Below are 25,391 nucleotides of genomic sequence, written 5' to 3' on the forward strand. Positions count from 1 at the left end.
GAGCCGGGAGGAGCCCAAGGTGAACGACTGGCGGATCTACCGCGGAGTGGGTCAGCCGCACGACGGCATGCGGCGGTTGCCGGCGCCGCCGCCCTGGCGTGACTTCGCCGCCTCCCGGGACGGCGCGGACAGCGGCCCGGAAGATCCCAGCAGCGCCCGCCGGCTCGGCGTGCGCCGCCGGCTGGTCGAGAACTACGCGCCCCGGCCGGCCGAGGTCGACGCGGTCAACGCGGCCCTCTATCTGCGCCGGCCCCTGCTGGTCACCGGCAATCCGGGCACCGGCAAGTCGACCCTGGCGTACGCGATCGCCCATGAACTCGGCCTGGGCAAGGTGCTGCGCTGGCCCGTCGTCAGCCGTACCACCCTCCAGGACGGCCTGTACCGGTACGACGCCATCGCCCGGCTCCAGGACGTCCAGCTGGAGCGCGCCGGCGGGGGCGACCGCGGTACCGCGGCCTCCGGGATCGGCTCCTACATCCGCCTCGGCCCGCTCGGCACCGCGCTCCTGCCCGCCGAGCGGCCCCGCGTCCTGCTCATCGACGAGCTGGACAAGAGCGACCTCGACCTGCCGAACGACCTGCTGAACACCCTGGAGGAGGGCGAGTTCTCGGTCCCCGAGCTGGAACGGCTGGCCGACCGGGAACCCGTCGTCGAGGTGCTCACGCACGACGGCGACCGGGTGGCCGTGCACGGCGGGCGCGTCGCGTGCGCCGCGTTCCCGGTGATCGTGATGACCTCCAACGGCGAACGCGACTTCCCCGCCCCCCTGCTGCGCCGCTGCGTCCAGCTCGAACTGGACCCGCCCGGCGAGGAGCAGCTCACCGCCATGGTCGAGGCACACCTCGGCACGGACGGCGTCGCCGCCGGCGGCGATCTCATCCGCCGCTTCCTGGAGCGGGAACCCGGTGAGGTGCTCGCCGCCGACCAGCTCCTCAACGCCCTGTTCCTCACGCAGTACGATCCGCACGCTCAGGGCCTCACCCGCGAGCGGATCGCCGAGATGCTGATGCAACCGCTCGACCGTACGAGGTGAGAGGCGGATGCCGGGGATGCGCCTGGACGAGCTGATCGGCAAGCTGCGCCAGGGCGGGCTCCAGCCGACCGCCGAGGACGTGGCCGACGCGCTCTGGCTGGCCCGGCGGCTGGCCACGGGCGCGCCCGGCGACCCCGACGACACGTCCGGAACCGGCCCCGACGGCCCGCCCGGCTCTTCCGGCTCCTCGGGTTCCGGGGGTGCCGCGGGTTCCTCCGGTCCCTCCGGCACGGGCGGCGCGTCCGGTCCGGGGACGCAGGACGTGCCCCCGGACGGCCCCGGCAGCCCGCAGGCGCTCCGCGCGGACGCGCCGGCCCCCGCCGTCCCGCTGCACACCCCGGGCTCCGCCTCCTACGCCCGCACCGACGGCGACCCCGCGGCCTTCCCGGTCCGCGCCCCCGCCGCCGGCGCCCTGCCCGGACTGCTCGGCCTGCAAAAGGCACTGCGTGCCCTCGGCCGCTACCGCACCGCCTCCGCACACGGCCGGGACGAGCGGATCGACGAGGCGGCCACCGCCGACCGGGCCGCCGCCAGCGGCATCCTGCTCCCCGTCACCCGGCCCGGCCGCGACCGGCGCTGCGACGTCCAGCTGCTCATGGACACCGGGCCCGCCATGGCCGTCTGGGGCGAGATGGTCGAGGAACTGCGCCAGGCCTGCCAGCAGTCCGGCGCGTTCGCCTCCGTCCGCGTCCACCAGCTCTACGCCGACGACTGCGGCACCCCCCTCGTCGGTACGACCGTCGGTCCCGGTCGGCGCATCCGACTGCGGCCCGCCGACGAGCTGCACGACCCCAGCGGGCGCCGGCTCACCTTCGTCATCAGCGACTGCGTCGGCCCCCTGTGGCAGGACGGCACCGCGCAACGCCTGCTGCACGGCTGGCCGCGCACCGCCCCGCTGGCCGTGGTCCAGCCGCTGCCGCCCCGGCTGTGGGGCCGTACCGCGCTGCCCGCCGAGCCCGGGCTGCTGGTCCGCACCGGCGAGTCGGGAGGGCGCCTCGACTTCCTGCCCGAGGACGAGCCGTGGGAGGAGGCGGAGGAACCGCCGCCGGGTGCGCGGCCCGTGCCGGTGCTCCAGCCCACCCCGGAGGCGTTCGCGGCCTTCGCCCGGCTGCTCGCCGGCACCGGGCCGACCCGCGAGCACGCCTGGGCCGGCTTCGCCCACCCCGCCACCGCGCCGGGAGCCGTCCCCGCCGCGGCGCCGGCGCGCAGCGACGAGGAACTGCTGCGCGCCTTCCGCGCCGGCGCCTCACCCGGCGCCCTCCGGCTCGCCGTCTACCTCGCCGCCGCGCCCCTCACCCTCCCCGTGATGCGGCTGGTGCAGCGGGCCATGCTGCCCGACACCGGGCCCATGGAACTGGCCGAGGTGCTGCTCGGCGGGCTGCTGCGGCAACTGCCCGGCACCGAGGAGCAGCCGTGCTTCGCGTACTCGCCGCGCATGCAGGACCTGCTGCTGTCCTCCCTCGACCAGGACACCGCCGGGCTCGTCCTCAAGCACTGCTCGGCCTACGTGGAACGGCACTTCGGCAAGGGCACCCGCAACTTCGCCGCCCTGGCCGCGGCGCGGCTCGCCGACCATGACCCGGACGCCGGTACGGGGCGCTCCGCCGAGGACGGCGGCGCGCGGGACTGCGGCGGCGTGGAGGCCGAGCTGTTCGCCCGTATCCCCGCGCGCGTGCTGCGCTTCTACCTGCCCGACCTGGTCACCCCCGACCCGCTGACCGAGGCGGAGCGGCTGCTCGACCGGTGGCGGCAGCTGGCCGACCCGGAGATGCTGCGCCGGGCCCGGGAACAGGCCCGCGTCGCCACGGCGGGCACGGGCGCCGACGGCCCCGGTCCCGTGGCCCGGGCGCGCCTGGTCCTCGGCCGCGTGCTGCGCGCGGAGGCCGGTACGGCGGGTGCGCGGGCCGAGGGGCGGCGCGCCGGGCTGCTGCGGGAGGCGGCGGCTGAACTCGCCGCCGCGTATGGGCTGACTCCGGCCGACAGCCGGGAACGGGCGGAAGCGGCTCTGGAACTGGCCTCGTGCCGGCGTGAGCTGTGGCAGCTCACGGCGGAGCAGGATCACCTGACGGAAGCGCTCGACACCCTGGACGGCGAGGTGCCGCCCTGGCCGCGCATCACCGCCGTCGCCCGCGACTGGCGTCCCGACCTCGGGGGGCCCGGGGGCGCGCTTCTGGGTGACGGCAGCCCAGGCGACGGCGGGTCCGGGGGTGGGTCCGGTGCCGGCGGGCTCGCTGACGGGGCGTCCGGTGGCAGGGGGTCCGGTGGCAGGGGGTCCGGTCACGCCGGCGACGGCTCTGCTGACAGGGGGGTCGCCCACCCCGGTTCCGGTGGCGGCGAGGCCGGTCGGGCTGGTCCCGGTGACGCCGGGGGCACGGACGGCCGTACCGGTGACGGTGGTTCCGGACACGACCTCGGCGGCACGGACACCGTCGTACCCGCCGCCGCTGATCCGGAGCCGTCCCCCGCGAGCCGGGACGGCGTGCCCTGGGAGGTGACCGCCCACCGGGCGCGGCTGTTGCTGCGCGGGCGGGTCCTGCTCGATCTGCGGCGTCCCGGTGCCGCCGAGCCCGTACTGCGGGAGGCCTGCGCCGTGCTGGCGCGGGAGCGGGTGCCCGACGCCGTACGGGGGCCCGCGTTGCTCGACCTCGCGCGGGCACTGCACCGGGACGACGTCGAGGACGCCGAGCTCCGGCGGGCGCTCGGCGAGGCGCTGGAGGCCGCCGGGGACGATCCGGACCTGCTGCTGCCGTGCCTGGCCGCGCTGGCCGCGTTCCACGACGCGGCGGGGGAGACCGGGGAGGCCGACGCGGCGTACGAGCGGGCCGCGCTGCTCGCCCCCGCCGACGGCCCGCTGCGCGTCCAGCTCCTCACCGCCTGGGGCGAGTCGCTGCTGCGGCGGGCCTCCGCCGGTGACGGGGCCGGTGTGGTGGACCGGGCCGAGTACGTGCTGCGCGAGGCGCTGAAGTCGCTGCCCGCCCGGTCCGCCCACCGCGGCCGGCTCCAGGGCCTGGTCGGCAGCGCGCTCGCCCAGCGCTTCCGCCATGTCGGCTTCCTGCCCGACCTGTTCGAGAGCCGGCATCTGCTCGGCCAGGCGGTGCGCGCGGCGACCGACGCGGCCGTACGGGCCGAGGTCTGGCTCCAGTTGGGCCGGGTGCGGCTGGAGGGCTGGTACCACGCGGGCGCGCCGGTGCTGATGGAGGCGTTGCAGGCGTACGAGAACGCCGAGCGGGAGGCGGAGGCGGCCCACGGCGGCGACCCCGGCTCGGTGACGGCCGCCCGCGCCCGGCACGGCTGCGGGGCGGTGCTGGCACTGATGGGACGGTCCGCCGCGGCCCGTGGCGCGTTCCTGGCGGCCCTGGAGCAGTGGCAGCGGCTCGTCGGGGCGCTGCGCGAGGTCGACTGGGGCGATGTCGAGCTGACCCGGCGGGCGGAACGGCGACCGCCGCCGCCCGACGCCCGGTCGCTGCCCGAGCCGGACTGGCGGGAAACGGCCCCGCCGTGGTGGCCGTGGTCCCAGGAGTGGGCCGACGCGCGCGAACTTGACCGGAGTTGAGCCGTCCAGGGTTTCTGGTTCCGGCCTGTCGGGAAGAAGTGGGCAGCCACTGCGGCTGCGCGGGGCGGGCGTAGGGCAGGGAGGAGCCGAGGGTGGGGGAGCTTAGGACACGGGGGGCCGGCCTCGGCGAGGACGCCGAAGAGGCCGTGTTCCCGCCCGACCTCACCGACGTCGACCTGCGGACACTGCGTGCCATGGACGATCCGGCGGTGCTCGCCGCGGTCGCCGGGGTGCTCGCCGACCCGGACGGGCTGCGCCGGGTCTGGTACACCACCGGCGGGGACGACGAGATCATGCCGGGCCGGCCCGGGCGTGCGTTTTCGGCCGGTCCCGTGCAGGCATTACGCGGCGAGGACACCGTGGCATGACCCCGGGAGCCGTGGGACCCCTGGGGGACATACGGCCGGCGGCCCCGGCCGCCCCCGCTCGCGGACCGGTCCCGCCCGAGATCCTCGACGCCCTGGCCCGCACCCGGCCGCTGCCCGCCGCGACCGCGGCCCTGCGCGCCGCCCTGCACGCCCGGCGGATGCTGCTGCTGAAGTCCCTCCTGGTCCGCTTCGACCGAGTGCGCGGCACCCTGCCCGCGGTGGTACGGCGGCGCTTCGAGGACGACTGGGCGCTGCTGGAGCGGGCCGAGCGGTCCGACGCCCCGGCCGTCCGCGCCGTCCTCGACTATCCGACGACCGGCGCCTGGCTGGCCTCGGCGCTCGCCGCGCCCGACGGCCCGGAGTTCGCCGAGGGTCTCGCCGGGCTGGGCGCGGTGGCCGTCGCCGCCGCCCTGCGCGCCGGCTGCCGCTTCACCACCACCCGGGTGCTGCCCGCCGGCACCCTGCAGCTGCCCGGTGCCGGGCTGCTGCGCTGCGCCCGGGGCCGGGCCCGGCTCAGCGGCCGGTCCGGAGTCCTCCGCATCACCGACGGCGCGGGCCTGACACTGCTGCTCCCCGGGGCCGCCCCGGCCGGACCCGGCACCCGGTGGACCGCCGACGGCGCCCTGGCCTGGTCGGCGCTGCACACCCTGCCCGGCGGCGCCGCCGTACTCGACGACGTCGACCCCCACCGGGTGCCCCCCGGCGGCATCGGGCCGGCGGCACTGCCCGCGGCCGAGCGGCCGTACTCCGACCCGGTCGCGTGGGCGGCCCGCTGGCGCGACGCGCACGCCCTGCTGGCCGTGACGCACCCCGGGCGGGCCGCCGAGATCCTGGCGCTGGTGCGTGCCGTCGTCCCGCTGGTGCCGTCGGCGGGCGGCGGACCGTCGCTGAGCGCCACCGTGCGGACCGCGCCCGGCGCCGTCCTGGCCCAGCTGCCGGCCGACCGGCGCGAGCTGGCCGAACTGCTGGTGCACGAGACGCACCACACCAAGCTGGCCGTGCTGGACGAACTGGTCCCGCTGTGGCGGCCCGGCGGCAGCCTGCACCAGGTGGGCTGGCGGCGGGACCCGCGCCCGGTGCCGGGCGTCCTCCAGGGCGCGTACGCGCACCTGGCGCTGCTGGACCTGTGGTGGCGGGCCCGCACCGGACCCGCCTGGGTGTGGCGGCGGCGCGCCGCCGAACGGTTCGAGGCGTGCCGGGAGCAGGTCGCCGAGGCCTTGTCCGTGCTGGCGGACTCCGATGAACTGACCCCGTGCGGAAGGGAGTTCGTCCGGCACATGGGAAGCCACCACGCGCGCCTCGCGGGGAGCGCCCACGCGCCGGACTGACGCTCCGTAGACGACCTATTGCGTTACGTTATGCGTGCGGCTGCGCAGGAGACCGGCGGTCGCGGTGGAAGCAGGGAGCGGCGATGGCGGAACAGCGGCGGCCGGGCGCGAACGGTGCGGCGGCACCCGAGCATGTGCTCGTGGTCTTCCCCGGGTACTACCGTTCGTGGGCGGCGTGGATCGCGCAGTGCCTGGAGCGGCACGGACACCGGGCCACCCTGCAACGCTGGGACCCGCCGCGCGAGGTCGAGCTGGAGGACTCGCTCGGCGATCTGCTGCTGGCCAGCGGAAAGGTGCTGCTGGTCCTCAACGACTGGTTCTTCGAACTGGGCCCCCGCCCGCCGGGCGAGTGGAACGACGCGCTGCGCGGCTTCGTCGCCGCCCACGCCGACCGGTTCGCGGCCGTCAACCTCACCAACCGGCCGCTGCTGCCCGCCACCGCCGTCCTGGAACCGGCCAGCCTGTGGGCGCTGAGCGAGGAGGCCGCCGAGGACCGCCTGCTGCGCCGCCTCGGCCTGGAGCCGCTCACCCGCCCCCGCACGCTCGCCGGCCGGATTCGCTACCCGGACGAGCGCTGCGAGATCTGGGGCGAGGTGCCGCGCCGCAACCCGCGCTTCACCGGCCGCGACGACCTGCTGGGCGAACTCCACCAGCGGCTCGCCGACGCCGAGCGCGGCGCCGCCGCCTGCACGCTCGTCGGCATGTCCGGCATCGGCAAGACCCAGCTCGCCGCCGAGTACGCCCACCGCTTCAGCACCGACTACGACCTGGTGTGGTGGGTCAACAGCGACGACCGCACCCTCCAGCGCGACCGCCTCGGCGAACTCGCCGTCGAACTCGGCCTGCGCATCGGCAGCGAGCCCGGCGAACGCATCCGCGCGGTCCGCAACGCGCTCAGGCGCGGGGAGCCGTACGGGAACTGGCTGCTGGTCTTCGACGGCTGGGACGACATCGACGGCGTGACCTCGCTGCTCCCGCAGGGCACCGGGCACGTGCTGATCACCTCCCGCAACCGGGGCTGGAACGAGCACACCGACGTACTGGAGATCCCCGCCTTCCTGCGCCCCGAGTCCACCGCCTACCTGATGCGCCGCGCCCCGCACATCACCGCCCGCGAGGCCGACGAGGTGGCCGCCGAGTTCGGGGACGTGCCGCTGCCGCTGGTGCAGGCCGCGTCCTGGCTCGGCGAGTCCGGCATGGAGGCCGCCGAGTACCTGCGGATGGTGCGCGAACGGCGGCTGTCCACCGTCGACGAACCCGTCACCGGCGAGGGCTTCCCGCAGTCCTCCCTCACCTCCTGGGCCATACTGCTCAACCGGCTGCGCCGCTCCCAGCCACAGGCCATCGAGGTGCTCGGCCTGTGCACCTCCTTCGCCCCCGGACGCATCCCGCTCGGCCTCATCCGCGCCTACCCGCGCGCCGAGCTGCCCGAGGAACTGCGCTGGATGTCCACCGACCTGCCCGCCTGGACCCGGGCCCTGGACACCCTCGTCAACTACTCGGTGCTCACCCGCGAGACCCGTGGCCCGCTGGCCGCCGAGATGGGCCCGCACCAGGAGTCGGTGCACATGCACCGGCTCGTCCACGACATCGTCTCCAAGCTGACCGGCGACGGCGGCCACGAACTGCACCGGCGGGCGGTGCGCACCCTGCTCGCCGAGGCCGACCCCGGCAACCCCGCCGACAGCCGCAACTGGCCGCGCTACGCCGAGCTGCTGCCCCACCTGGAACCCTCCGGCGCCCTGGAGAGCCGGCAGCCGCGCGTGCAGGAGCTGGTCCTGAACTGCCTGCGGTACTGCACCCGCAGCGGCGAGTACAGCGGCGGCCTGGAGCTGGCGCAGCAGGTGCGCGAGCACTGGTCGCGGTTCATGGAACCGATCGACCAGCCGATGCTCGACCTGGCCACCCAGGAGGGCAACATGCTGCGCAACAGCGGCCGGTTCCGCGAGGTGTACGAGCTGCACCGGGGTGTGCTGAAACAGCTCCAGGCCGCGCCCCGGCGCAACGAGATCGGCGAACTCGTCAGCAAGAGCGCCATCGCCTCCGGCCTGCGCTCCCTGGGCCGCTACCAGGAGGCGTACGACCTCCAGCGCGAGGTCCTCGACGGCAACGAACGGCTCCTCGGCCCGGACGAGCCGCCCACCCTGGTCGCCCGGCACAACCTCGGCGTCACCCTGCGCATGCTGGGCCGGTACGCCGAGGCGCTGGACCTCGACCTGGAGACCCTGGCCCGGCGCGAGAGCGTGCTGCGCGCCCGGCACATCAACACGCTCCACTCCGGCAACGCGGTCACCCACAGCCTCCGCCTGCTCGGCCGCTACCGCGAGGCGCTGGCCCGTCAGGAACCCGTCGTACGGCTCCATGTGCAGGTGCTCGGCCCGCAGCATCCGCAGACCCTCGAAGCCCGCTCCCAGCTGGCCATGTGCCGGCGCCGGGAGGGCGGTCACGGACCGGACGTGGGCCCCGGCATGGCCAGCCTGCTGGACCAGCTGACGCAGCTGCACGGCCGCGAGCACTACCGCACGCTGGCGTTCCTCACCAACTACGGCAACTACCTGCGGGAACACGGCGATCTCAGCCAGGCCCGCGACCTCATCGACGAGGCGGAGGCCGGCTACCGGTCGCTGCTCGGCCCCGCGCATCCCGTGGCCACCGGCATGCTGTCCAACACCGGGCTGGTGATGCAGGCCGCGGGTGAGCGGGGCGAGGCCCTGTCCATGTTCGAGTCCGCCCTCGCCGGCCTCGGCGCCACGCTCGGCCAGGACCACCCCTGGGTCCTCGGCTGCGCCCTCAACGCGGCCGGCGCGCGCAACTTCAACGGCCGCATCGAGGACGCGGTGGAACTCAGCCGCGACACCGTGCGCCGGTCCCGGCACGCCCTGGGCCACGAGCACCCGCTCACGCTGTCGTGTCAGGTCGCGCTCGCCGCGGACCTGAGGGCGGCGCACGAGCAGGAGGAGGCCGGCAAGCTGGAGGAGGACGCCCTCCTGTCCCTCACCCGCACCCTGGGCGCCCAGCACCCCCACACCATCTCGGCCCGCGGGCGGGTCCGCCCCTACTGGGACTTCGAGGCGTACCTGGGCTGAGGACGCGCCCCACAGACGAAGGGCCCGGCGCCGAGCGGGAACTCGGCACCGGGCCCTCGTACCTGGCGGGCTGCCGGAGGCTTACGCCTCGAACACCTCACGCACCAACTGCTCCTGCTCGGCCTGGTGCCGCTTCGCGGAGCCGACCGCCGGGGACGAGGAGTGCGGACGCGAGATGCGCCGCAGGCGCTCGCCGTGCGGGACGTCCGCGCCGACCGCGAGGTCCAGGTGGTCGATCAGGTTGAGCGCGATGAACGGCCACGCACCCTGGTTCGCCGGCTCCTCCTGCGCCCACAGGTACTTCTCGGCGTTCGGGTACTTGTTGACCTCTGCCTGGATCTCCGCACCCGGCAGCGGGTACAGCCGCTCGATGCGGATGATCGCGGTGTCCGTCACGCCCCGCTTCTGCCGCTCGGCCTCAAGGTCGTAGTACAGCTTGCCGGCCACGAACACGACCTTGCGGACCGCGGCCGGGTCCGCCGTCGTGTCCCCGATGACGGGACGGAACTGACCCGACGTGAACTCCTCCGTCTTCGACGCGGCGGCCTTCAGGCGGAGCATCGACTTCGGGGTGAAGACCACCAGCGGCTTGTGGTGCGGGTTGTGCACCTGCCACCGCAGGAGGTGGAAGTAGTTCGACGGCAGGGTCGGCATGGCGACCGTCATGTTGTTCTGGGCGCAGAGCTGGAGGAACCGCTCGACCCGGGCCGAGGAGTGGTCCGGGCCCTGGCCCTCGTAGCCGTGCGGGAGGAGCAGGGTGACGCCGGACGTCTGGCCCCACTTCTGCTCCGCCGCCGAGATGTACTCGTCGACCACCGTCTGGGCGCCGTTGACGAAGTCACCGAACTGCGCCTCCCACATCACGAGCGCGTCGGGGCGGGCCAGCGAGTAGCCGTACTCGAAGCCCATGACCGCGTACTCGGACAGCAGGGAGTTGTAGACGTTGTACCGCGCCTGCTCTTCGGCGAGGTACTGGAGCGGGGTGTGCTCCTCGCCCGTCTCGCGGTCGATGAGGACCGCGTGGCGCTGGCCGAAGGTGCCGCGCTGGGAGTCCTGGCCGGACAGCCGGACCGGGGTGCCCTCCAGCAGCAGGGAGCCGACCGCGAGGGTCTCGCCCATGCCCCAGTCGATCGTGCCGTCCTCGACCATCGCCGCCCGGCGCTGCAACTGGGGCAGCAGGCGCGGGTGCACGTGGAAGGAGTCCGGGATGTTGACCTGGGACTCGGCGATGCGCTTGACGACCTCCGAGGAGATCGCGGTGTTCACGGCGACCGGGAACTCGGCCTGCGGGTCCGACACGGGGCCGGTGGCCTGCTGGGTCGTGACGGCCTCGCGGACCTCCGTGAAGACCTTCTCCAGCTGACCCTGGTAGTCCTGGAGGGCCTGCTCGGCCTCTTCCAGGGTGATGTCGCCGCGACCGATCAGGGACTCGGTGTACAGCTTGCGCACCGAGCGCTTCTTGTCGATCAGGTCGTACATCAGCGGCTGGGTGAAGGCCGGGTTGTCCGACTCGTTGTGACCGCGGCGGCGGTAGCAGATGAGGTCGATCACCACGTCCTTGTTGAACGCCTGGCGGAACTCGAAGGCCAGCCGCGCGACGCGGACCACGGCCTCCGGGTCGTCGCCGTTCACGTGGAAGATCGGGGCCTCGATCATGCGGGCCACGTCCGTCGCGTACATGGAGGAACGCGAGGACTCGGGGGCCGCGGTGAAGCCGACCTGGTTGTTGATGACGATGTGGACCGTGCCGCCGGTGCGGTAGCCGCGCAGCTGCGACATGTTCAGGGTCTCGGCCACCACGCCCTGGCCCGCGAAGGCCGCGTCGCCGTGCAGCGCGACGGGCAGCACGGTGAAGTCCGTCCCGCCCTTGTTGATGATGTCCTGCTTGGCGCGGGCGATGCCCTCGATGACCGGGTCGACCGTCTCCAGGTGGGACGGGTTGGCGGCCAGCGAGACCTTGATCTGCTCGCCGTCCAGGCCGGTGAAGGTGCCCTCGGCGCCCAGGTGGTACTTGACGTCACCGGAGCCGTGCATCGACTTCGGGTCGAGGTTGCCCTCGAACTCGCGGAAGATCTGCGCGTAGGACTTGCCGACGATGTTGGCGAGGACGTTCAGGCGGCCACGGTGGGCCATGCCGATGACGACCTCGTCCAGGCGGGACTCGGCGGCGGAGTCGATCACCGCGTCGAGCAGCGGGATGACGGACTCGCCGCCCTCCAGCGAGAAGCGCTTCTGGCCGACGTACTTCGTCTGGAGGAACGTCTCGAAGGCCTCCGCGGCGTTCAGCCGGCGCAGGATCCGCAGCTGCTCCTCGCGCTCCATCTTGGCGTGCGGGCGCTCGACCCGGTCCTGGATCCACTTGCGCTGCTTGGGGTCCTGGATGTGCATGAACTCGATGCCGGTGGTGCGGCAGTACGAGTCGCGCAGGACGCCGAGGATGTCGCGCAGCTTCATCATCGACTTGCCGGCGAAGCCGCCGACCGCGAAGTCGCGCTCCAGGTCCCACAGCGTGAGTCCGTGCTCGGTGATGTCCAGGTCGGGGTGCTTGCGCTGCTTGTACTCCAGCGGGTCGGTGTCGGCCATGACGTGGCCGCGGACCCGGTAGGAGTGGATCAGCTCGAAGACGCGGGCGGCCTTGGTGACGTCGTCGTCGTGGGAGGCGTCGATGTCCTTGAGCCAGCGGACCGGCTCGTAGGGGATGCGCAGCGCCTCGAAGATGCCGTCGTAGAAGCCGTTCTCGCCGAGCAGCAGGTTGGCGACCTGGCGGAGGAACTCGCCGGAGGCGGCGCCCTGGATGACCCGGTGGTCGTAGGTCGACGTGAGCGTCATGACCTTGGAGATGCCGAGCTTGTTCAGGGTGTCCTGGCTGGTGCCCTGGAACTCCGCCGGGTAGTCCATGGCGCCGACGCCCATGATCACGGACTGGCCGGGCATGAGGCGCGGCACGGAGTGGACGGTGCCGAGGCCGCCGGGGTTGGTCAGGGAGACCGTGACGCCGGTGAAGTCGTCCATCGTCAGCTTGCCGTCGCGGGCGCGGCGGACGATGTCCTCGTAGGCCTGCCAGAACTCGAAGAAGTTCAGCGTCTCGGCCTTCTTGATGGCGGCCACGACGAGCTGGCGGTCACCGTTCGGCTTGACCAGGTCGATGGCCAGGCCGAGGTTGACGTGCGGCGGCTTGACGAGGGTCGGCTTGCCGTCCTTCTCGCCGAACGACCAGTTCATCGACGGCATGGCCTTGATGGCCTGCACCATCGCGAAGCCGATCAGGTGCGTGAAGGAGATCTTCCCGCCCCGGGCGCGCTTCAGGTGGTTGTTGATGACGATGCGGTTGTCGAACAGCAGCTTCACCGGGACGGCGCGGACCGAGGTGGCGGTCGGCAGCTCCAGGGAGGCGTTCATGTTCTTGGCGACGGCGGCGGCCGGACCGCGCAGCGTGATCAGCTCCGGGCCTTCGGGGGCCTCGGCCGCGGCGGGCTTCGCCGGGGGCTGAGCGGGCGCCTGTGCGGGCTGCGCCGGCTTGGCCGGGGCGGGAGTCTTCGCCGCGGGGGCCGGGGCCGGAGCCGGGGCCTGAGCGGGGGCGGCGGCGGGCTTCACAGCCGCGGGGGCGGCCGGGGCGGCGGCGGCCTGGGGGGCCGGGGCCGCGGGCCGGGCCTGCGGGGCCGTGGTGGGGGTCTCTGCGGCCCCCGTGGCCGCAGTACCCGCCGGAGCCGGGGTGGCAGGAGCCCCCGGCTTGTAATCGGCGAAGAAGTCCCACCAGGCACGGTCTACCGAATTCGGGTCCTGGAGGTACTGCTGATAGATCTCGTCGACGAGCCACTCGTTCGCACCGAACGCTGCGGCGGGGTTCTTCCCGGCTTGGTCGTCGGTGGAGATGCTCGAGTTACTGGGGGACTGTGGCGACACGGCGGCAACCGCCCTCTTCCGCTTCACAAGGTGATGGACAGCGGGAATAAAGGCTACGCCTCCCGGGGCGGGAAGGTCAGGTCGAGCAAGGTCATCGTCGCGTAAGTCACATCAAGAATCTTGTTTCAGGGCTTGAAATGGCGGGAAACAAGCGTGGTTCCGCAGAGGAACGGGCGTGGCGGCCCTGGGCCCTGCGCGTCTTCGTTCGACGGGTGCCCGGGCCAGCCCCGATCACACGGGTCCAGCCGCGCGGACCGGCGGCGACCGACGTGGATCTTGTGGTTCCGCTCGGACTTTACGTCAACTTGGGGCGGAAGTCAGTCCCGGAAGAGTGACGATGATCCGGCAGCCCCGCTCGGATTCGGCCACACCGATCCGGCCGCCGTGCAGATCCACCGCCCACCGGGCGATCGCCAGGCCCAGCCCCGTACCGCCGTCACTGCCCGGACCGTGCGGCCGGGTCACCGCGCCGCGGTTGAACCGCTCGAACACCCGGTGCCACTCCGACCGGGGGATGCCGGGGCCCTCGTCCAGGACCTCCAGCTCCAGCGAGTCCGGCTGCGACCCGCGCCGCGCCCGTACGGTCACCCGGCCGTGCGGCGGGCTGTGCTTGACCGCGTTGTCGATCAGGTTCGCGACGACCTGGTGGATGCGCTCGGGGTCCGCGTGCGCGGTCAGCTCCGGCGGGGAGACGTCGAGGTGCAGGTGGACGTCCGTGCGCGTGTGGCTGCCGGAGCCGGTGGCCATGCCCGCGCGCGCGGAGGCGACCATGTTGGCCTCCTTCAGCACGCCGGACAGGTACGGCCACACCTCGAACCGCCGCAGCTTCAGCGGTACGACGCCGTTGTCGAGCCGGGACAGGTCGAGCAGGGTCTCCACCAGGCGGCCGAGCCGCTCGGTCTGCTTCAAGGCCGTCCGCATGGTCTCCGGGTCGGCCTCGGTGACCCCGTCGACGATGTTCTCCAGCACCGCGCGCAGCCCGGCGATCGGGGTGCGCAGCTCGTGCGAGACGTTCGCGACGAGCTCCTTGCGCTGGTTGTCCTGGGCCTCCAGCTCGTCGGCCATGACGTTGATCGTCTGGGCCAGGTCGCCGAGCTCGTCCCGGCGGTTCTCCCGCACCCGGCGGGTGTAGTCGCCCTCGGAGATGGAGCGGGCCACCGCGTTCATCTCGTCCAGCGGCATGGTGAGGGAGTGCGCCACGAACTGGGTGATCAGCAGGGTGGCGATCATCGAGAAGACCGTGATGAAGCGCAGCTCCGTCTTGGTGTGCACCGCCACGATCGACAGACCCGTGGTGATCAGCACGGAGATGACGACCAGCGCACCCAGCTTGGTCTTGATCGAGAACGGGCGCACGCCGCCCCAGGGGTTCTCGCCGACGGCCCCGGGGCTCCTCCGTGCGGCCTGGCGCCCGCCGCCGCTCATGGGGTCGGCGTCTCCAGCGCGTAGCCCACACCGTGCACCGTGCGGATGCGCTCCGCACCGATCTTCCGCCGCAGCGCCTTGATGTGGCTGTCGACCGTGCGGGTGCCGGAGGCGTCCGCCCAGTCCCACACCTCGGCCAGCAGCTGCTCCCGGGAGAGCACCGCGCGCGGGGTGTTCGCCAGGCACACCAGCAGGTCGAACTCGGTGGGCGTCAGGTGGACGTCCTCGGACTTCACCCGCACCCGGCGCTGCGCGTGGTCGATCTCCAGCTCGCCGAGCCGCAGGATGCCGGAGCGCGGGGTGGTCGCGGCCAGCGCGGCCCGCTCCACCCGGCGCAGCAGCACGTGCACGCGTGCGGCCAGCTCCCGCATCGAGAACGGCTTGGTCATGTAGTCGTCGGCGCCCACGCCGAGCCCGACCAGCATGTCCGTCTCGTCGTCCCGCGCGGTCAGCATGAGCACCGGCACCGGCCGCTGGGCCTGTACCCGCCGGCACACTTCGAGCCCGTCGAAGCCCGGCAGCATGATGTCGAGGATCAGCAGATCGGGCTGCCATGCCTCCGCGGTGTCGACCGCGGCCGGACCGTCGGCCGCCGTTTGCACGAGAAATCCCTCGGCGCGCAGCCGGGCCGCGATGGCGTCGACGATCGTGGGGTCGTCCTCGACGACCAGCACCCGGCGCTGTGCGCCCGGGGTGGTCGTCGCCGCGCCGCTCTGGGAGGTGTGTGTCTGCTCCATCGCCCGCCCCTGTTGTTGCTTTCCGGAATCAGTGGGGTGATCCCATGTCTGCGTTTGACGCTTGAATGATCGGCGTCAGGGCAGCACATTACGGTGACCGGCCGTGCTGTCGCTATCCAGGTCGGACGGCGAGGTGGACGGCGTCCGGAACGCCCCGGGCAACCGGCACCTCTTCGGTACGCACCTGTTGGAACCCGGCATTCCGCAAGCTTCCTTCAAATTCCGGAGAGGGCTCGGCCGACCACACCGCGAGCACCCCGCCAGGTCTCAACACCCGTACGCAGGCGGCGAGTCCGGCCGGTGAGTAGAGGCTGTCGTTGTCCTCGGTGACGGTCCAGCCGGGCCCGTTGTCGATGTCGAGACACAGCGCGTCGAACGTGTCCGATGTCTCATTGACGTACCGCACGAGATCCGCTTCGACGATCGCGGTGCGCGGATCGGCGAGCGCGGCGGCGGACAGCTCGGCCAGCGGTCCGTCCCGGTGCCAGTCGATGACGGCGGGTTCCCGCTCGACCACGGTGATCCGCCCCCACCACGGGTCGGCGGCGGCATGCGCCAGCGAGAAGCCCACGCCCAGCCCGCCGATCAGCACCTCCGGCGCGGGCCGCCCGTCCAGCGCGGCGCGGGCCGCGTCGATGAGCAGCCGTTCCGAGCGGCCGTCGGAGGTGTCCATCAGGAAGCAGCCGTTGGCGATGATCTGAAGCAGCGCACCGTGTCTGCGCAGCACCACCTCGCCGTACGGGCCGTCGCGTCGGTCCAGGACCACGGGAGTGTCGTACACGGCAGTCATGACCCCATCCTGCTTGAACGGAGCCTGGCGTTCACGGGAATTGCGCATGACGCCCACGGACGGGTGGTCCGCACCGGGGCCGGACGTGGCCGGCGGGTGAGATGTCGCCGTGAATCCGCTGCCGGGTGGCGTCGGTCATAGACAGCGGCGTGCCGAGCACGAAGGGTGGGGCGCGACGGAAGGAGCGCCTCACCGTGGAACGGAGCACGACGGGCCCCACGCCGGACGCGTGCCCGCCCGCGCCGGGCACGCCTCTTCCCGACGGCGCCGGCGCCGTCTCGGCCCCGGCCCTCGCGGGCCTGCTGGACGGCATGCCCCGCCAGCGCGCCGCCACCCCCGGGGCGGCCCCCGCCACCGCGGACCCCACCTGGCCCCCGCACCGGCCGCTGCCCCGCCCGTGGCGCCTGCTGCCGACCCCCGTCGGCACCCCGTTCACCTTCGCCTACGCGGCCGTCCTGGCCGTCACCTCCCTGATCGCGGCCCACGCCGACCCCGGCCTGGTGCACACGCTCCACCAGGGCTCCAGTACCGACGTGGCCCACCTGGTGCGCACGCCCGTGCTGGTGCTGCTGGCGAGCGCGCTGTGGGTCGCGGGCGGGATCCTCTCGCCGTACACGGTCGCGTTCCTGCTGGTGCTCACGGTGTTGGAGCGGCGGATAGGCGGAGCGCGGGCCGCCTGTGTCTTCCTGGCCGGCCATGTCCTGGCCACCCTCGCCACCGAGGTCCCGGTGGGCCTCGCCGTCCTGCTGGGCCACCTGCCCGACACCTCGCTGCACCGCCTCGACTACGGCATCAGCTTCGGGGTGGCCACGAGTACCGGCGCCCTGACGGGCCTCCTGCGCCCCTGGCTGCGCTGGCCGTTGCTGGCCCTGGCGGCCGGCGGGCTGCTGAGCGACCTGCTGACCTACGCCGACCCGCTGACGAACTGGGGCCACGTCATCGCCTTGGCGATCGGTGTGGCGGCCTGGCCCCTGGTCCGGCGGTGGCACCGGCCGGCCCAGGGCGCGGGGAACCGCGCGAGCATCCCAACGCACCCGCACCCACGCACGTTTGCGCAGCTCATCCCCCTGGTCGCACGTGATCGCTCAGAGCGAACAGCGGCCCGGGAACAATAGGCCCCGCCAGAACATTGAGTCGGCATAGCTCAAGTTGACTGCCGAAGGGGAGATCATGGCTGCTGAGTCACCGGCGTTCACGCTGAACCTGCCCGTGCTGCCGCTCGACGACGAGGTCGTGCTGCCCGGCATGGTGGTCCCGCTGGACCTGAGCGACGCCGAGGTGCGGGCCGCGGTGGAGGCCGCTCAGGCCGCCGCCCGCTCCGAACCCGGAAAGCCCAAGGTGCTGCTGGTGCCGCGCATCGACGGCACGTACGCCAAGACCGGCGTCCTCGGCACGGTGGAACAGGTCGGCCGGCTCGCCGACGGTGACCCGGGGGCCCTGGTCCGCGGTCGCAGCCGCGTCCGCATCGGCGCCGGCACCACCGGCCCCGGCGCCGCGCTCTGGGTCGAGGGAGCCCGTGTCGAGGAGACCGTTCCCGAGCCGCTGCCGGGCCAGGTCACGGAACTGGTCAAGGAGTACAAGGCACTCGCCACCACCTGGCTGAAGAAGCGCGGTGCCTGGCAGGTCGTGGACCGCGTCCAGGCCATCGAGGACGTGTCGGCGCTGGCCGACAACTCCGGCTACTCGCCGTTCCTGACGACCGAACAGAAGGTCGAACTGCTGGAGACCGCCGACCCGGTGGTCCGGCTCAAGCTCGCCACGCAGCAGCTGCGCGACCACCTCGCGGAGCAGGACGTGGCCGAGACCATCGCCAAGGACGTCCAGGAGGGCGTCGACAAGCAGCAGCGCGAGTTCCTGCTGCGCCGTCAGCTGGAGGCCGTCCGCAAGGAACTGCGCGAGCTCAACGGCGAGAAGGAGGGCGAGGAGTCCGACGACTACCGCGCCCGCGTCGAGGCCGCCGACCTGCCGGAGAAGGTCCGCGAGGCCGCCCTCAAGGAGGTCGACAAGCTGGAGCGCGCCTCCGACCAGTCGCCCGAGGGCTCCTGGATCCGCACCTGGCTGGACACCGTCCTGGAGATGCCGTGGAACGAGCGGACCGAGGACGCGTACGACATCCAGGGCGCGAAGGCCGTGCTCGACGCCGAGCACGCGGGCCTGGACGACGTGAAGGAACGCATCACCGAGTACCTGGCCGTGCGCAAGCGGCGCGGCGACCGGGGCCTGGGCGTCATCGGCGGGCGGCGCGGCGGTGCCGTGCTCGCGCTCGTCGGCCCGCCCGGTGTCGGCAAGACCTCGCTGGGCGAGTCCGTCGCGCACGCCATGGGCCGCAAGTTCGTCCGCGTCGCCCTCGGCGGCGTCCGTGACGAGGCCGAGATCCGCGGTCACCGCCGTACGTACGTCGGCGCGCTGCCCGGCCGGATCGTGCGCGCCGTCAAGGAGGCCGGGTCCATGAACCCGGTGGTCCTGCTGGACGAGATCGACAAGGTGGGCTCCGACTTCCGGGGAGACCCGGCCGCCGCCCTCCTCGAAGTGCTCGACCCGGCGCAGAACCACACCTTCCGGGACCACTACCTGGAGGTCGAGCTGGACCTGTCGGACGTGGTCTTCCTCGCCACCGCCAACGTCCTGGAGGCCATCCCGGAGGCGCTCGCCGACCGTATGGAGATCGTCCGCCTGGACGGCTACACCGAGGACGAGAAGGTCGTCATCGCCCGGGACCACCTGCTCCCGCGCCAGCTGGAGCGGGCCGGTCTGGACAAGGCCGAGGTCACGCTGGACGAGAGCGCGCTGCGCAAGCTCGCCGGCGAGTACACCCGCGAGGCGGGTGTGCGGACCCTGGAGCGGTCCATCGCACGGCTGCTGCGGAAGATCGCGGCCCAGCACGAACTGGGCGAGCGCGAGCTGCCGTTCACCGTCACCGACGGTGATCTGCGCGGGCTCATCGGCCGGCCGCACCACGTGCCCGAGTCCGCCCAGGACCCGGCCGAGCGCCGTACGGCCGTCCCCGGTGTGGCGACCGGCCTCGCGGTCACCGGCGCCGGCGGCGACGTGCTCTTCGTGGAGGCGTCCCTGGCCGACCCGGAGACGGGCGGGGCGGGGCTGACCCTGACCGGCCAGCTGGGCGACGTGATGAAGGAGTCGGCGCAGATCGCGCTGAGCTTCCTGCGCAGCCACGGCGCGGAGCTGGAGCTGCCGGTGGCCGACCTGAAGGACCGGGGCGTGCACATCCACTTCCCGGCGGGCGCGGTGCCGAAGGACGGTCCGAGCGCGGGCATCACGATGACCACGGCCCTCGCCTCGCTGCTCTCCGGCCGCCTGGTCCGCACGGACGTCGCCATGACCGGCGAGGTCTCGCTGACCGGCCGGGTGCTGCCCATCGGCGGCGTGAAGCAGAAGCTGCTCGCCGCCCAGCGCGCCGGGGTGACCACCGTCATCATCCCCAAGCGCAACGAGCCCGACCTGGACGACGTCCCGGCCGAGGTGCTGGACAAGCTCGACGTCCACGCCGTGACCGACGTCCGGCAGGTCCTGGAGCTGGCGCTCGCGCCCGCCACGAGCGACGCGGCGCCGGAGGTTCCGGTGGCGGCGTGACGGACGCTGCCGGTTGAGGGAAGGCCCGGGTTCCGTGAGGGAGGCCCGGGCCTTCGCCCTGCGGTGAGCGCGGGGCGGCGGGGCAGTACGGGCACCCCGCGTGTCAGAGCGCGGTCAGCGACTGCTCCGCCCACACCGTCTTGCCGATCCGGTCGTGCCGGGTGCCCCAGCGGTCGGCGAGCTGGGCGACCAGCAGCAGGCCCCGGCCGCCCTCGTCGAAGATCCGGGCCCGGCGCATGTGCGGGGCGGTGTCGCTGGCGTCGTAGACCTCGCTGACCAGGTTCTTGCCCTGATGGATCAGCCGGAGCCGGATGGGCGGGCGGCCGTAGCGGATGGCGTTGGTGACCAGCTCGCTGACCATCAGCTCGGTGGTGAACGCCGCCTGGTCCAGGCCCCACACGGACAGTTGGTCGGTGGTGTACCGGCGGGCCAGCGAGACGACGGAGGGCTCGTCGGACAGGTCCCAGGAGGCGACCAGGTCCTCGTGCAGGGCCCGGGTGCGGGCCACGAGGAGGGCGATGTCGTCGTCGGGGCGGTGGCTGAGCAGGTCGCCGAGGACCCGGTCGCACACCGACTCCAGCGACTGCGCGGGACGGCCGAGCGCGATGGACATCTTGTCCAGGGCCTCGTCGATGTCGTGGTCGCGGGCCTCCAGCAGCCCGTCGGTGTAGAGCACGAGCAGGCTGCCCTCGGGCAGTTCCTTCTCCATCGCCTCGAAGGGCAGCCCGCCGAGCCCGAGCGGCGGCCCCGCGGGCACGTCGAGGAAGCGGACGGTGCCGTCCGGGGTCACCACGGCGGGCGGCGGATGCCCGGCCCGGGCCACGGAGCAGCGGCGCGAGACCGGGTCGTAGACGGCGTACAGACAGGTGGTGCCGATGCCGCCGGCGGTGTCGGCGCCCGGGTCCGCGCTGCCCTCGTCGGCGGCCAGCCGCAGCACCAGGTCGTCGAGGTGGGTGAGCAGCTCGTCGGCGGGCAGATCGACGTCGGCCAGGGTGCGTACCGCCGTGCGCAGCCGGCCCATGGTGGCGGAGGCCCGGATGCCGTGGCCCACCACATCACCCACGACGAGCGCCACCCGCGCCCCGGACAGCGGGATCACGTCGAACCAGTCGCCGCCCACGCCGGCCCGGGTCGCGGCCGGCAGATAGCGGGTGGCGATCTCCAGGGCCGCCTGGTCGGGCACCGTGTGCGGGAGCAGGCCGCGTTGCGGGGCCACGGTGGTGGTGCGGGGCCGGGAGCAGCCGCGGGCCTGTTCCATGCCGGTGGCCGCCTTGGCGGTGAACTCCTCCGCGAGCCGCAGGTCCTCCGGTCCGAAGGGCCCCCGCCCCCCGTGCCGGCCGAACAGGGCGACGCCGAGCGTGCTGCCCTGGGCGAGCAGCGGGACCGCCAGCAGGGAGCGCGTCCCGGACGTGCGCAGCCACGAGGCGCCCGGGTCCAGCGCCACCCACTCCGCCACGGCCGGGTCCGCCATGTCGTAGAGCATCGGGCGGGCCGCCGTCAGACACCGGGTGGGCGGCGAGTCCGCCGGGCAGACGATCACCTCACCGATACCGATACCGATACCGACGCCGATACCGATACCGACGCCGATACCGACGCCGACGCCGGTTCCGGCGTCGGCGCCGCGGCCGGGCCCGCCGTCCCCCGGGACCGCGCGCAGGGCGGCGCGGCGCAGGACCACCTGCTCCGGCGGCCGGCCGGCGGCCTCGGCGGTGGTCCACGGGGAGTCCAGCAGGTCCACCGCCATGAGGTCGGCCAGCCGGGGAACCGTGACCTCGCCGAGTTCCTGTGCGGCACGGGCCTGGTCCGCGGCCGTGCCGACGGGCGCGGCGGACTCGCCCGGGGGGCGAGCCCCGCCGGCGGTTTCCCGGGCCTGCTCCGGCACGGACAGACAGACGGCCCGCACCTGCCCGTCGGCGTCCTTCAGGGGGGTGAGGACGATGGCCTGGCCGAGGTCCGGACCGAGCCGGCCGCACGCCTCCTGCGGCCTGCCGCGCTCCAGCGCCCGCCGCATCGACCGGGCGGCCTCCTCGCTCGCGGCCCCCGGCGCGATGTGGGTGAGGCGCAGTCCGCGGATCGCCGCCTCGGGCAGGGCGAGGGCGTGTTCCATCCGCCGGTTGGCGCGCACCAGGCGCAGGTCCGCGTCGAAGATGGCCAGCGGAAAGGGGGACTGGAGGAACGTCCACTCCTCCAGCGGTTCGCCGCGCGGCGGCTGGGTCCGGGCCGTCACCGCGCTCACCACGAGCCAGTCGGTGGCGCCGGTGCGGGAGGTCCGGCGGTGGGCGAGCACGCCCAGTTCCAGGAGGCTGCCGTCCTGGTGGCGCAGTGGGACGGTGCCGTTCCAGCGGGACCGGCCGGCCAGTGCCCGCCGGACCGCCGCGCCGCCGGCGGCGAGCAGCGCGGTGGCGGGCCGGCCGACCACCGCCGGGGAGTCGTAGCCGAGCAGCCGCCGCGCCCCCTCGCTCCAGCCGGTGAGGACGCCGTGCTCATCGATGGTGGCCGTGGCCGTGTACGTCGACTGTCGCTCCATCGCCGCTCATCTCGCCCTTGCTCGGCAGGCTCTCCTGTCCAGCCTGATCCCGGGCGGCGCGGAGCACCAACGCAAGGCGGCGCACACGGTGGCCCCTGCCGCCGGGCGGATTCCAGGGGCCACCGCGGAGCCGTCAGCCGAGGGCCAGGGCCTGCACCCGGTCCAGGGCGCCGTTGAACTTGTCGTGGTCGCCGACCGTCGGGCCGGAGGAGGTGTACTGCCACATCGTGTAGTACGACCACCCCGCCGGCAGCGTCCCCGGGTCGGAGGCGTAGCGGGCGATCCACAACGGGTTGTTCACGGCGAAGCCGCCGTAGTCGCCGGTGCACTGGGTCCACCAGCTGGTGGCGGTGTAGATGACCGGGTAGCGGCTGGTGCGGGCCTTGTAGGTGTTGATGAAGTCGGCGATCCAGCTCACCATCTGGCTCGCGGTCTTGCCGTAGCAGGCGGCGCCGTACGGGTTCCACTCGATGTCGAGGGCGCCGGGCAGCGTCTTGCCGTCCCGGGACCAGCCGCCGCCGTGGTCCACGAAGTAGTTGGCCTGGGTGGCGCCGCTGGTGGTGTCCGGAGTGGCGAAGTGGTACGAGCCGCGGATCATGCCGACGTTGTAGGAGCCGTTGTACTGCTGGGCGAAGTACGGGTTCGTGTAGTACGTGCCTTCCGTGGCCTTCGTGTACGCCCACCGGACCCCGCTGTTCCACAGGGTCGACCAGGCGACGTTGCCCTGGTAGCCGGAGACGTCGACGCCCTCGGTCTGGGTGGCGTCACCGGTGCTGGGCGTGCCGTCCTGGCCGTCGTGGGCGAGGACGCCCATGCCCATGTAGGCGGAGCCGCGGCTGGGCGTGCTCGCGGCCTGGGCGGAGGTGAGCGGAAGCGTGAGGGAGAGCGCCGCGAGCAGGGCCGTGAGGAGAACGGCGAGGGGGCGCGGGCGGAACGACAGGGGGGAGCGGGGGGAGCGGAGGGAGTGGACGGAGCGGGTGGAGCCGGGTCTGAGCACGGGCATGACGTGCCTCCGGGGAGTGGAGTGGGGGGGAGTGACGTGGGGACTGCGACACCGACCGTCGGCCCACTGGCGTGGGCATGCCATTAACGACGTGATAGAGAAGCTACGCACGTAGATGAGGGCGTGGGAAGGGGGTCCGGGCGACGCCGTTGGTCTACGCCTGCGAAATACTGGCAGAGCTGCGGCAATGACGACTTTTGACGGAAACTTTCAGGACCGCGAAACCGAGCAGGGGTGCTGACGTGCACGAGGACGGAAACGGCGGCGCGCACGGCGCCGTCGGCCAGATGACGCCCAGTGGTGCAGACCAGGAATTCCTGGCGCTGGAGCGCGAGTTGACCGTGCTGCTCCGGCGTGCCCGGTCCAACCAGGGCGAGATGGCCCGGGAGGTCCACCCCGACCTGGAGTCCTCCGCGTACGGCCTGCTCATCCGGCTGGACGAACTGGGCGGCCAGCGGGCCACGGAACTCGCCGCCTACATCGGGGTCGGCAAGGCCACCATGTCCCGCCAGCTGCGGGCCCTGGAGGACCTGGGCCTGATCGCCCGCGAGCCCGACCCGGCCGACGGCCGCGCCTGGCTCGTCACCCTCACCGACGAGGGCAGCCGTCGCGTCGGCACGGTCCGCGAGGCCCGCCGCGCCCGCTACGTCCGCCAGCTCGCCCACTGGGACCGCCGCGAGGTCGCCGAACTGGCCCGGCTGCTGCACGAGCTGAACGGCGTCATGGCGAAATAACACGCACCGCCGCGGCGGCCCGGCCCACCGAAACAGCCCGACCTGGGGTGCGGTCCGGTACGGCGGAACGGCCCGGTCTGGGCGTGTGGTCCGGTACGGCGGAATGGCCGGGCCTGGGGGTGCGGTCCGGCCTGGGCGTGCAGCCGGCACCGGCACTGAACCCGGCCCCGGCATCAGCCCAGGTCTCGGCGTGCCGTCCCCGGCGCCCCCGGTCTGGGCGTGCCACCCCCGGCGCCCCCGGTCTCGGCGTGCCGCCCCCGGCGCCCCCGCCCCCTTCGTCACAGCTCCACGTACGCCACCGTCGCGTCGTCGTGCGTCTTGCCGCGTCCCAGGAACGCCCGCTCCTCCCGGTCCGCCGTCTCCAGCTCCCGTACCCGCTCCACCAGCGACCGGGCGCCCTCCTTGGCGACCAGGTCGAACAGGGCCGTCCAGTCGCCCTCGCGGAACGTCTCCGTCCAGCGGGTCGCGCCGTCCGTCAGCGCCGCCAGTGCCCGGACCTCCTGTCGGGGCAGGGTGCCGGTGACCGCCCGGGCGGCCACGGCGGGGTCGGCTGCGGCGGTGAAGAAGCCGCCCTCCTTGTTGCGCAGGTTCGCGTCGACCAGCGCGTCCGTGGCGAGCGCGGAGCGGGGCAGTCGGGCCAGCCGGTCGTCCAGCACCGGGGTGACCGTGCCGTCGGGCCCGCGCAGCAGCAGCGCGGCATCGGACAGCACCAGGTACTCGACCTCGGTGGCGGACCAGCGGGTCAGGGCGACGGTTGCCTGAGGGGTTCGCGGGTGAGAAAGCTCACAGGTGTCCGCGTGAACGTCCGCGGTGCGCCGGATCGCCCGCGCGAGAATCTCCGAGAGCGTCAGATCTCGGACGGAAACGGTCAGTTCGGTCAGTGCGCCGCCCAGTCGCGCGGTGAACCAGGGGACGGAATGCAGACAGCCGGTCCCGCCGCTGGGCGGAGTCACTCCGTCCAGGACGATCACGCAACCTCCCTGTCCGGAGGCGGGTAGTCCGACACCGGCGAAGTCCTCGTTGGGGCGGGACGCGTCGCCGGGTTCCGAGACGAGATCAGTGCGCATCCAGCCAGTCTGCACGAGCTCTTCACAAGGTGTGCCAAAGGCTGGCACCAGTCGGTGAATTCTCACGACCTCGCAGGTCAGGCGCCTGGTTTGGGCGAGAATGATCCACTCCGGGAAGGCGTGGCGGCGAATACTGCCAAAGCCTGCCGCGCGCGTCCAACCGGCCCGCCGCGCAAGAGGGCCGCACGCGCCAGTGGAACTTGCCCGCCAACTCCCCTCCGATGTTCACTCCTTCGGGTGGCG

The 25,391-nt window shown here is 73.4% G+C and carries 15 protein-coding genes; 8 read left to right on the forward strand and 7 right to left on the reverse strand.

The genetic code is table 11. The features are described from left to right. The first annotated feature begins 19 nt into the window (after window positions 1-19). The 5 genes from IE273_RS34310 to fxsT all read left to right on the forward strand — a co-directional run bounded on the left by IE273_RS34310 (window position 20) and on the right by fxsT (window position 9,368). Window positions 20-1,033: an AAA family ATPase gene (locus IE273_RS34310; protein WP_189819033.1), complete on the forward strand. Its 1,014-nt coding sequence runs from the start codon at window positions 20-22 to the stop codon at window positions 1,031-1,033. A 7-nt stretch (window positions 1,034-1,040) separates the two neighbouring features. Continuing rightward, the gene (locus tag IE273_RS34315; protein WP_189819034.1) at window positions 1,041-4,586 is read left to right on the forward strand and encodes an SAV_2336 N-terminal domain-related protein; all 3,546 of its coding nucleotides are present in this window, start codon (window positions 1,041-1,043) and stop codon (window positions 4,584-4,586) included. 92 nt (window positions 4,587-4,678) lie between these two features. Next, complete coding sequence (locus tag IE273_RS34320; protein WP_229887832.1) at window positions 4,679-4,954, forward strand: FxSxx-COOH-like cyclophane-containing RiPP peptide; 276 nt, start codon at window positions 4,679-4,681, stop codon at window positions 4,952-4,954. Further along, on the forward strand, window positions 4,951-6,282 hold the full coding sequence (locus IE273_RS34325) for an aKG-HExxH-type peptide beta-hydroxylase (protein ID WP_189819035.1): 1,332 nt from the start codon (window positions 4,951-4,953) through the stop codon (window positions 6,280-6,282). The genes IE273_RS34320 and IE273_RS34325 overlap by 4 nt, the downstream gene beginning before the upstream one ends. 83 nt (window positions 6,283-6,365) lie before the next feature. Further along, complete coding sequence (fxsT, locus tag IE273_RS34330) at window positions 6,366-9,368, forward strand: FxSxx-COOH system tetratricopeptide repeat protein (RefSeq protein ID WP_189819036.1); 3,003 nt, start codon at window positions 6,366-6,368, stop codon at window positions 9,366-9,368. A gap of 81 nt (window positions 9,369-9,449) precedes the next feature. Here the strand turns inward: fxsT and IE273_RS34335 are convergent, their stop codons facing one another. The 4 genes from IE273_RS34335 to IE273_RS34350 all read right to left on the reverse strand — a co-directional run bounded on the left by IE273_RS34335 (window position 9,450) and on the right by IE273_RS34350 (window position 16,223). Further along, on the reverse strand, window positions 9,450-13,271 hold the full coding sequence (locus IE273_RS34335) for a multifunctional oxoglutarate decarboxylase/oxoglutarate dehydrogenase thiamine pyrophosphate-binding subunit/dihydrolipoyllysine-residue succinyltransferase subunit (RefSeq protein WP_189819037.1): 3,822 nt from the start codon (window positions 13,269-13,271) through the stop codon (window positions 9,450-9,452). A 300-nt stretch (window positions 13,272-13,571) separates the two neighbouring features. Next, window positions 13,572-14,696, reverse strand: coding sequence for a HAMP domain-containing sensor histidine kinase (locus tag IE273_RS34340; protein WP_189819038.1), 1,125 nt, complete (start codon window positions 14,694-14,696; stop codon window positions 13,572-13,574). Then, window positions 14,693-15,433 carry a response regulator transcription factor gene (locus IE273_RS34345; protein WP_014674952.1) on the reverse strand — a complete coding sequence of 247 codons (741 nt, stop codon included), beginning with the start codon at window positions 15,431-15,433 and terminating at the stop codon, window positions 14,693-14,695. The genes IE273_RS34340 and IE273_RS34345 overlap by 4 nt, the downstream gene beginning before the upstream one ends. 112 nt (window positions 15,434-15,545) lie before the next feature. After that, the gene (locus IE273_RS34350) at window positions 15,546-16,223 is read right to left on the reverse strand and encodes a spermine/spermidine synthase domain-containing protein (RefSeq protein WP_189819039.1); all 678 of its coding nucleotides are present in this window, start codon (window positions 16,221-16,223) and stop codon (window positions 15,546-15,548) included. Between the two features lie 194 nt (window positions 16,224-16,417). Between IE273_RS34350 and IE273_RS34355 the strand changes: the two genes are divergently transcribed. Beyond that, window positions 16,418-17,338 (forward strand): rhomboid-like protein, encoded by a 921-nt coding sequence (locus IE273_RS34355; RefSeq protein WP_189819040.1) that lies wholly within the window; start codon window positions 16,418-16,420, stop codon window positions 17,336-17,338. Window positions 17,339-17,393: 55 nt separating this feature from the next. After that, a complete protein-coding gene (gene lon, locus IE273_RS34360) occupies window positions 17,394-19,814 on the forward strand; it encodes an endopeptidase La (RefSeq protein ID WP_189819041.1) in 2,421 nt (806 codons plus the stop codon). A 103-nt stretch (window positions 19,815-19,917) separates the two neighbouring features. On the opposite strand, the gene IE273_RS34365 is transcribed toward lon, so the two are convergent. Next, window positions 19,918-22,344, reverse strand: coding sequence for a SpoIIE family protein phosphatase (locus IE273_RS34365; RefSeq protein ID WP_189819042.1), 2,427 nt, complete (start codon window positions 22,342-22,344; stop codon window positions 19,918-19,920). 133 nt (window positions 22,345-22,477) lie between these two features. Further along, window positions 22,478-23,347 carry a lysozyme gene (locus IE273_RS34370; RefSeq protein WP_229887834.1) on the reverse strand — a complete coding sequence of 290 codons (870 nt, stop codon included), beginning with the start codon at window positions 23,345-23,347 and terminating at the stop codon, window positions 22,478-22,480. A gap of 242 nt (window positions 23,348-23,589) precedes the next feature. On the opposite strand from IE273_RS34370, the gene IE273_RS34375 reads away from it, so the two are divergent. Continuing rightward, a complete protein-coding gene (locus IE273_RS34375) occupies window positions 23,590-24,081 on the forward strand; it encodes a MarR family winged helix-turn-helix transcriptional regulator (RefSeq protein ID WP_189819043.1) in 492 nt (163 codons plus the stop codon). Between the two features lie 278 nt (window positions 24,082-24,359). On the opposite strand, the gene IE273_RS34380 is transcribed toward IE273_RS34375, so the two are convergent. Then, on the reverse strand, window positions 24,360-25,148 hold the full coding sequence (locus IE273_RS34380; RefSeq protein WP_189819044.1) for a protein phosphatase 2C domain-containing protein: 789 nt from the start codon (window positions 25,146-25,148) through the stop codon (window positions 24,360-24,362). Window positions 25,149-25,391: the final 243 nt, after the last annotated feature.

The sequence above is a fragment of the Streptomyces olivaceoviridis genome, assembly GCF_014650115.1.
GTDB classification, from domain to species: domain Bacteria; phylum Actinomycetota; class Actinomycetes; order Streptomycetales; family Streptomycetaceae; genus Streptomyces; species Streptomyces olivaceoviridis.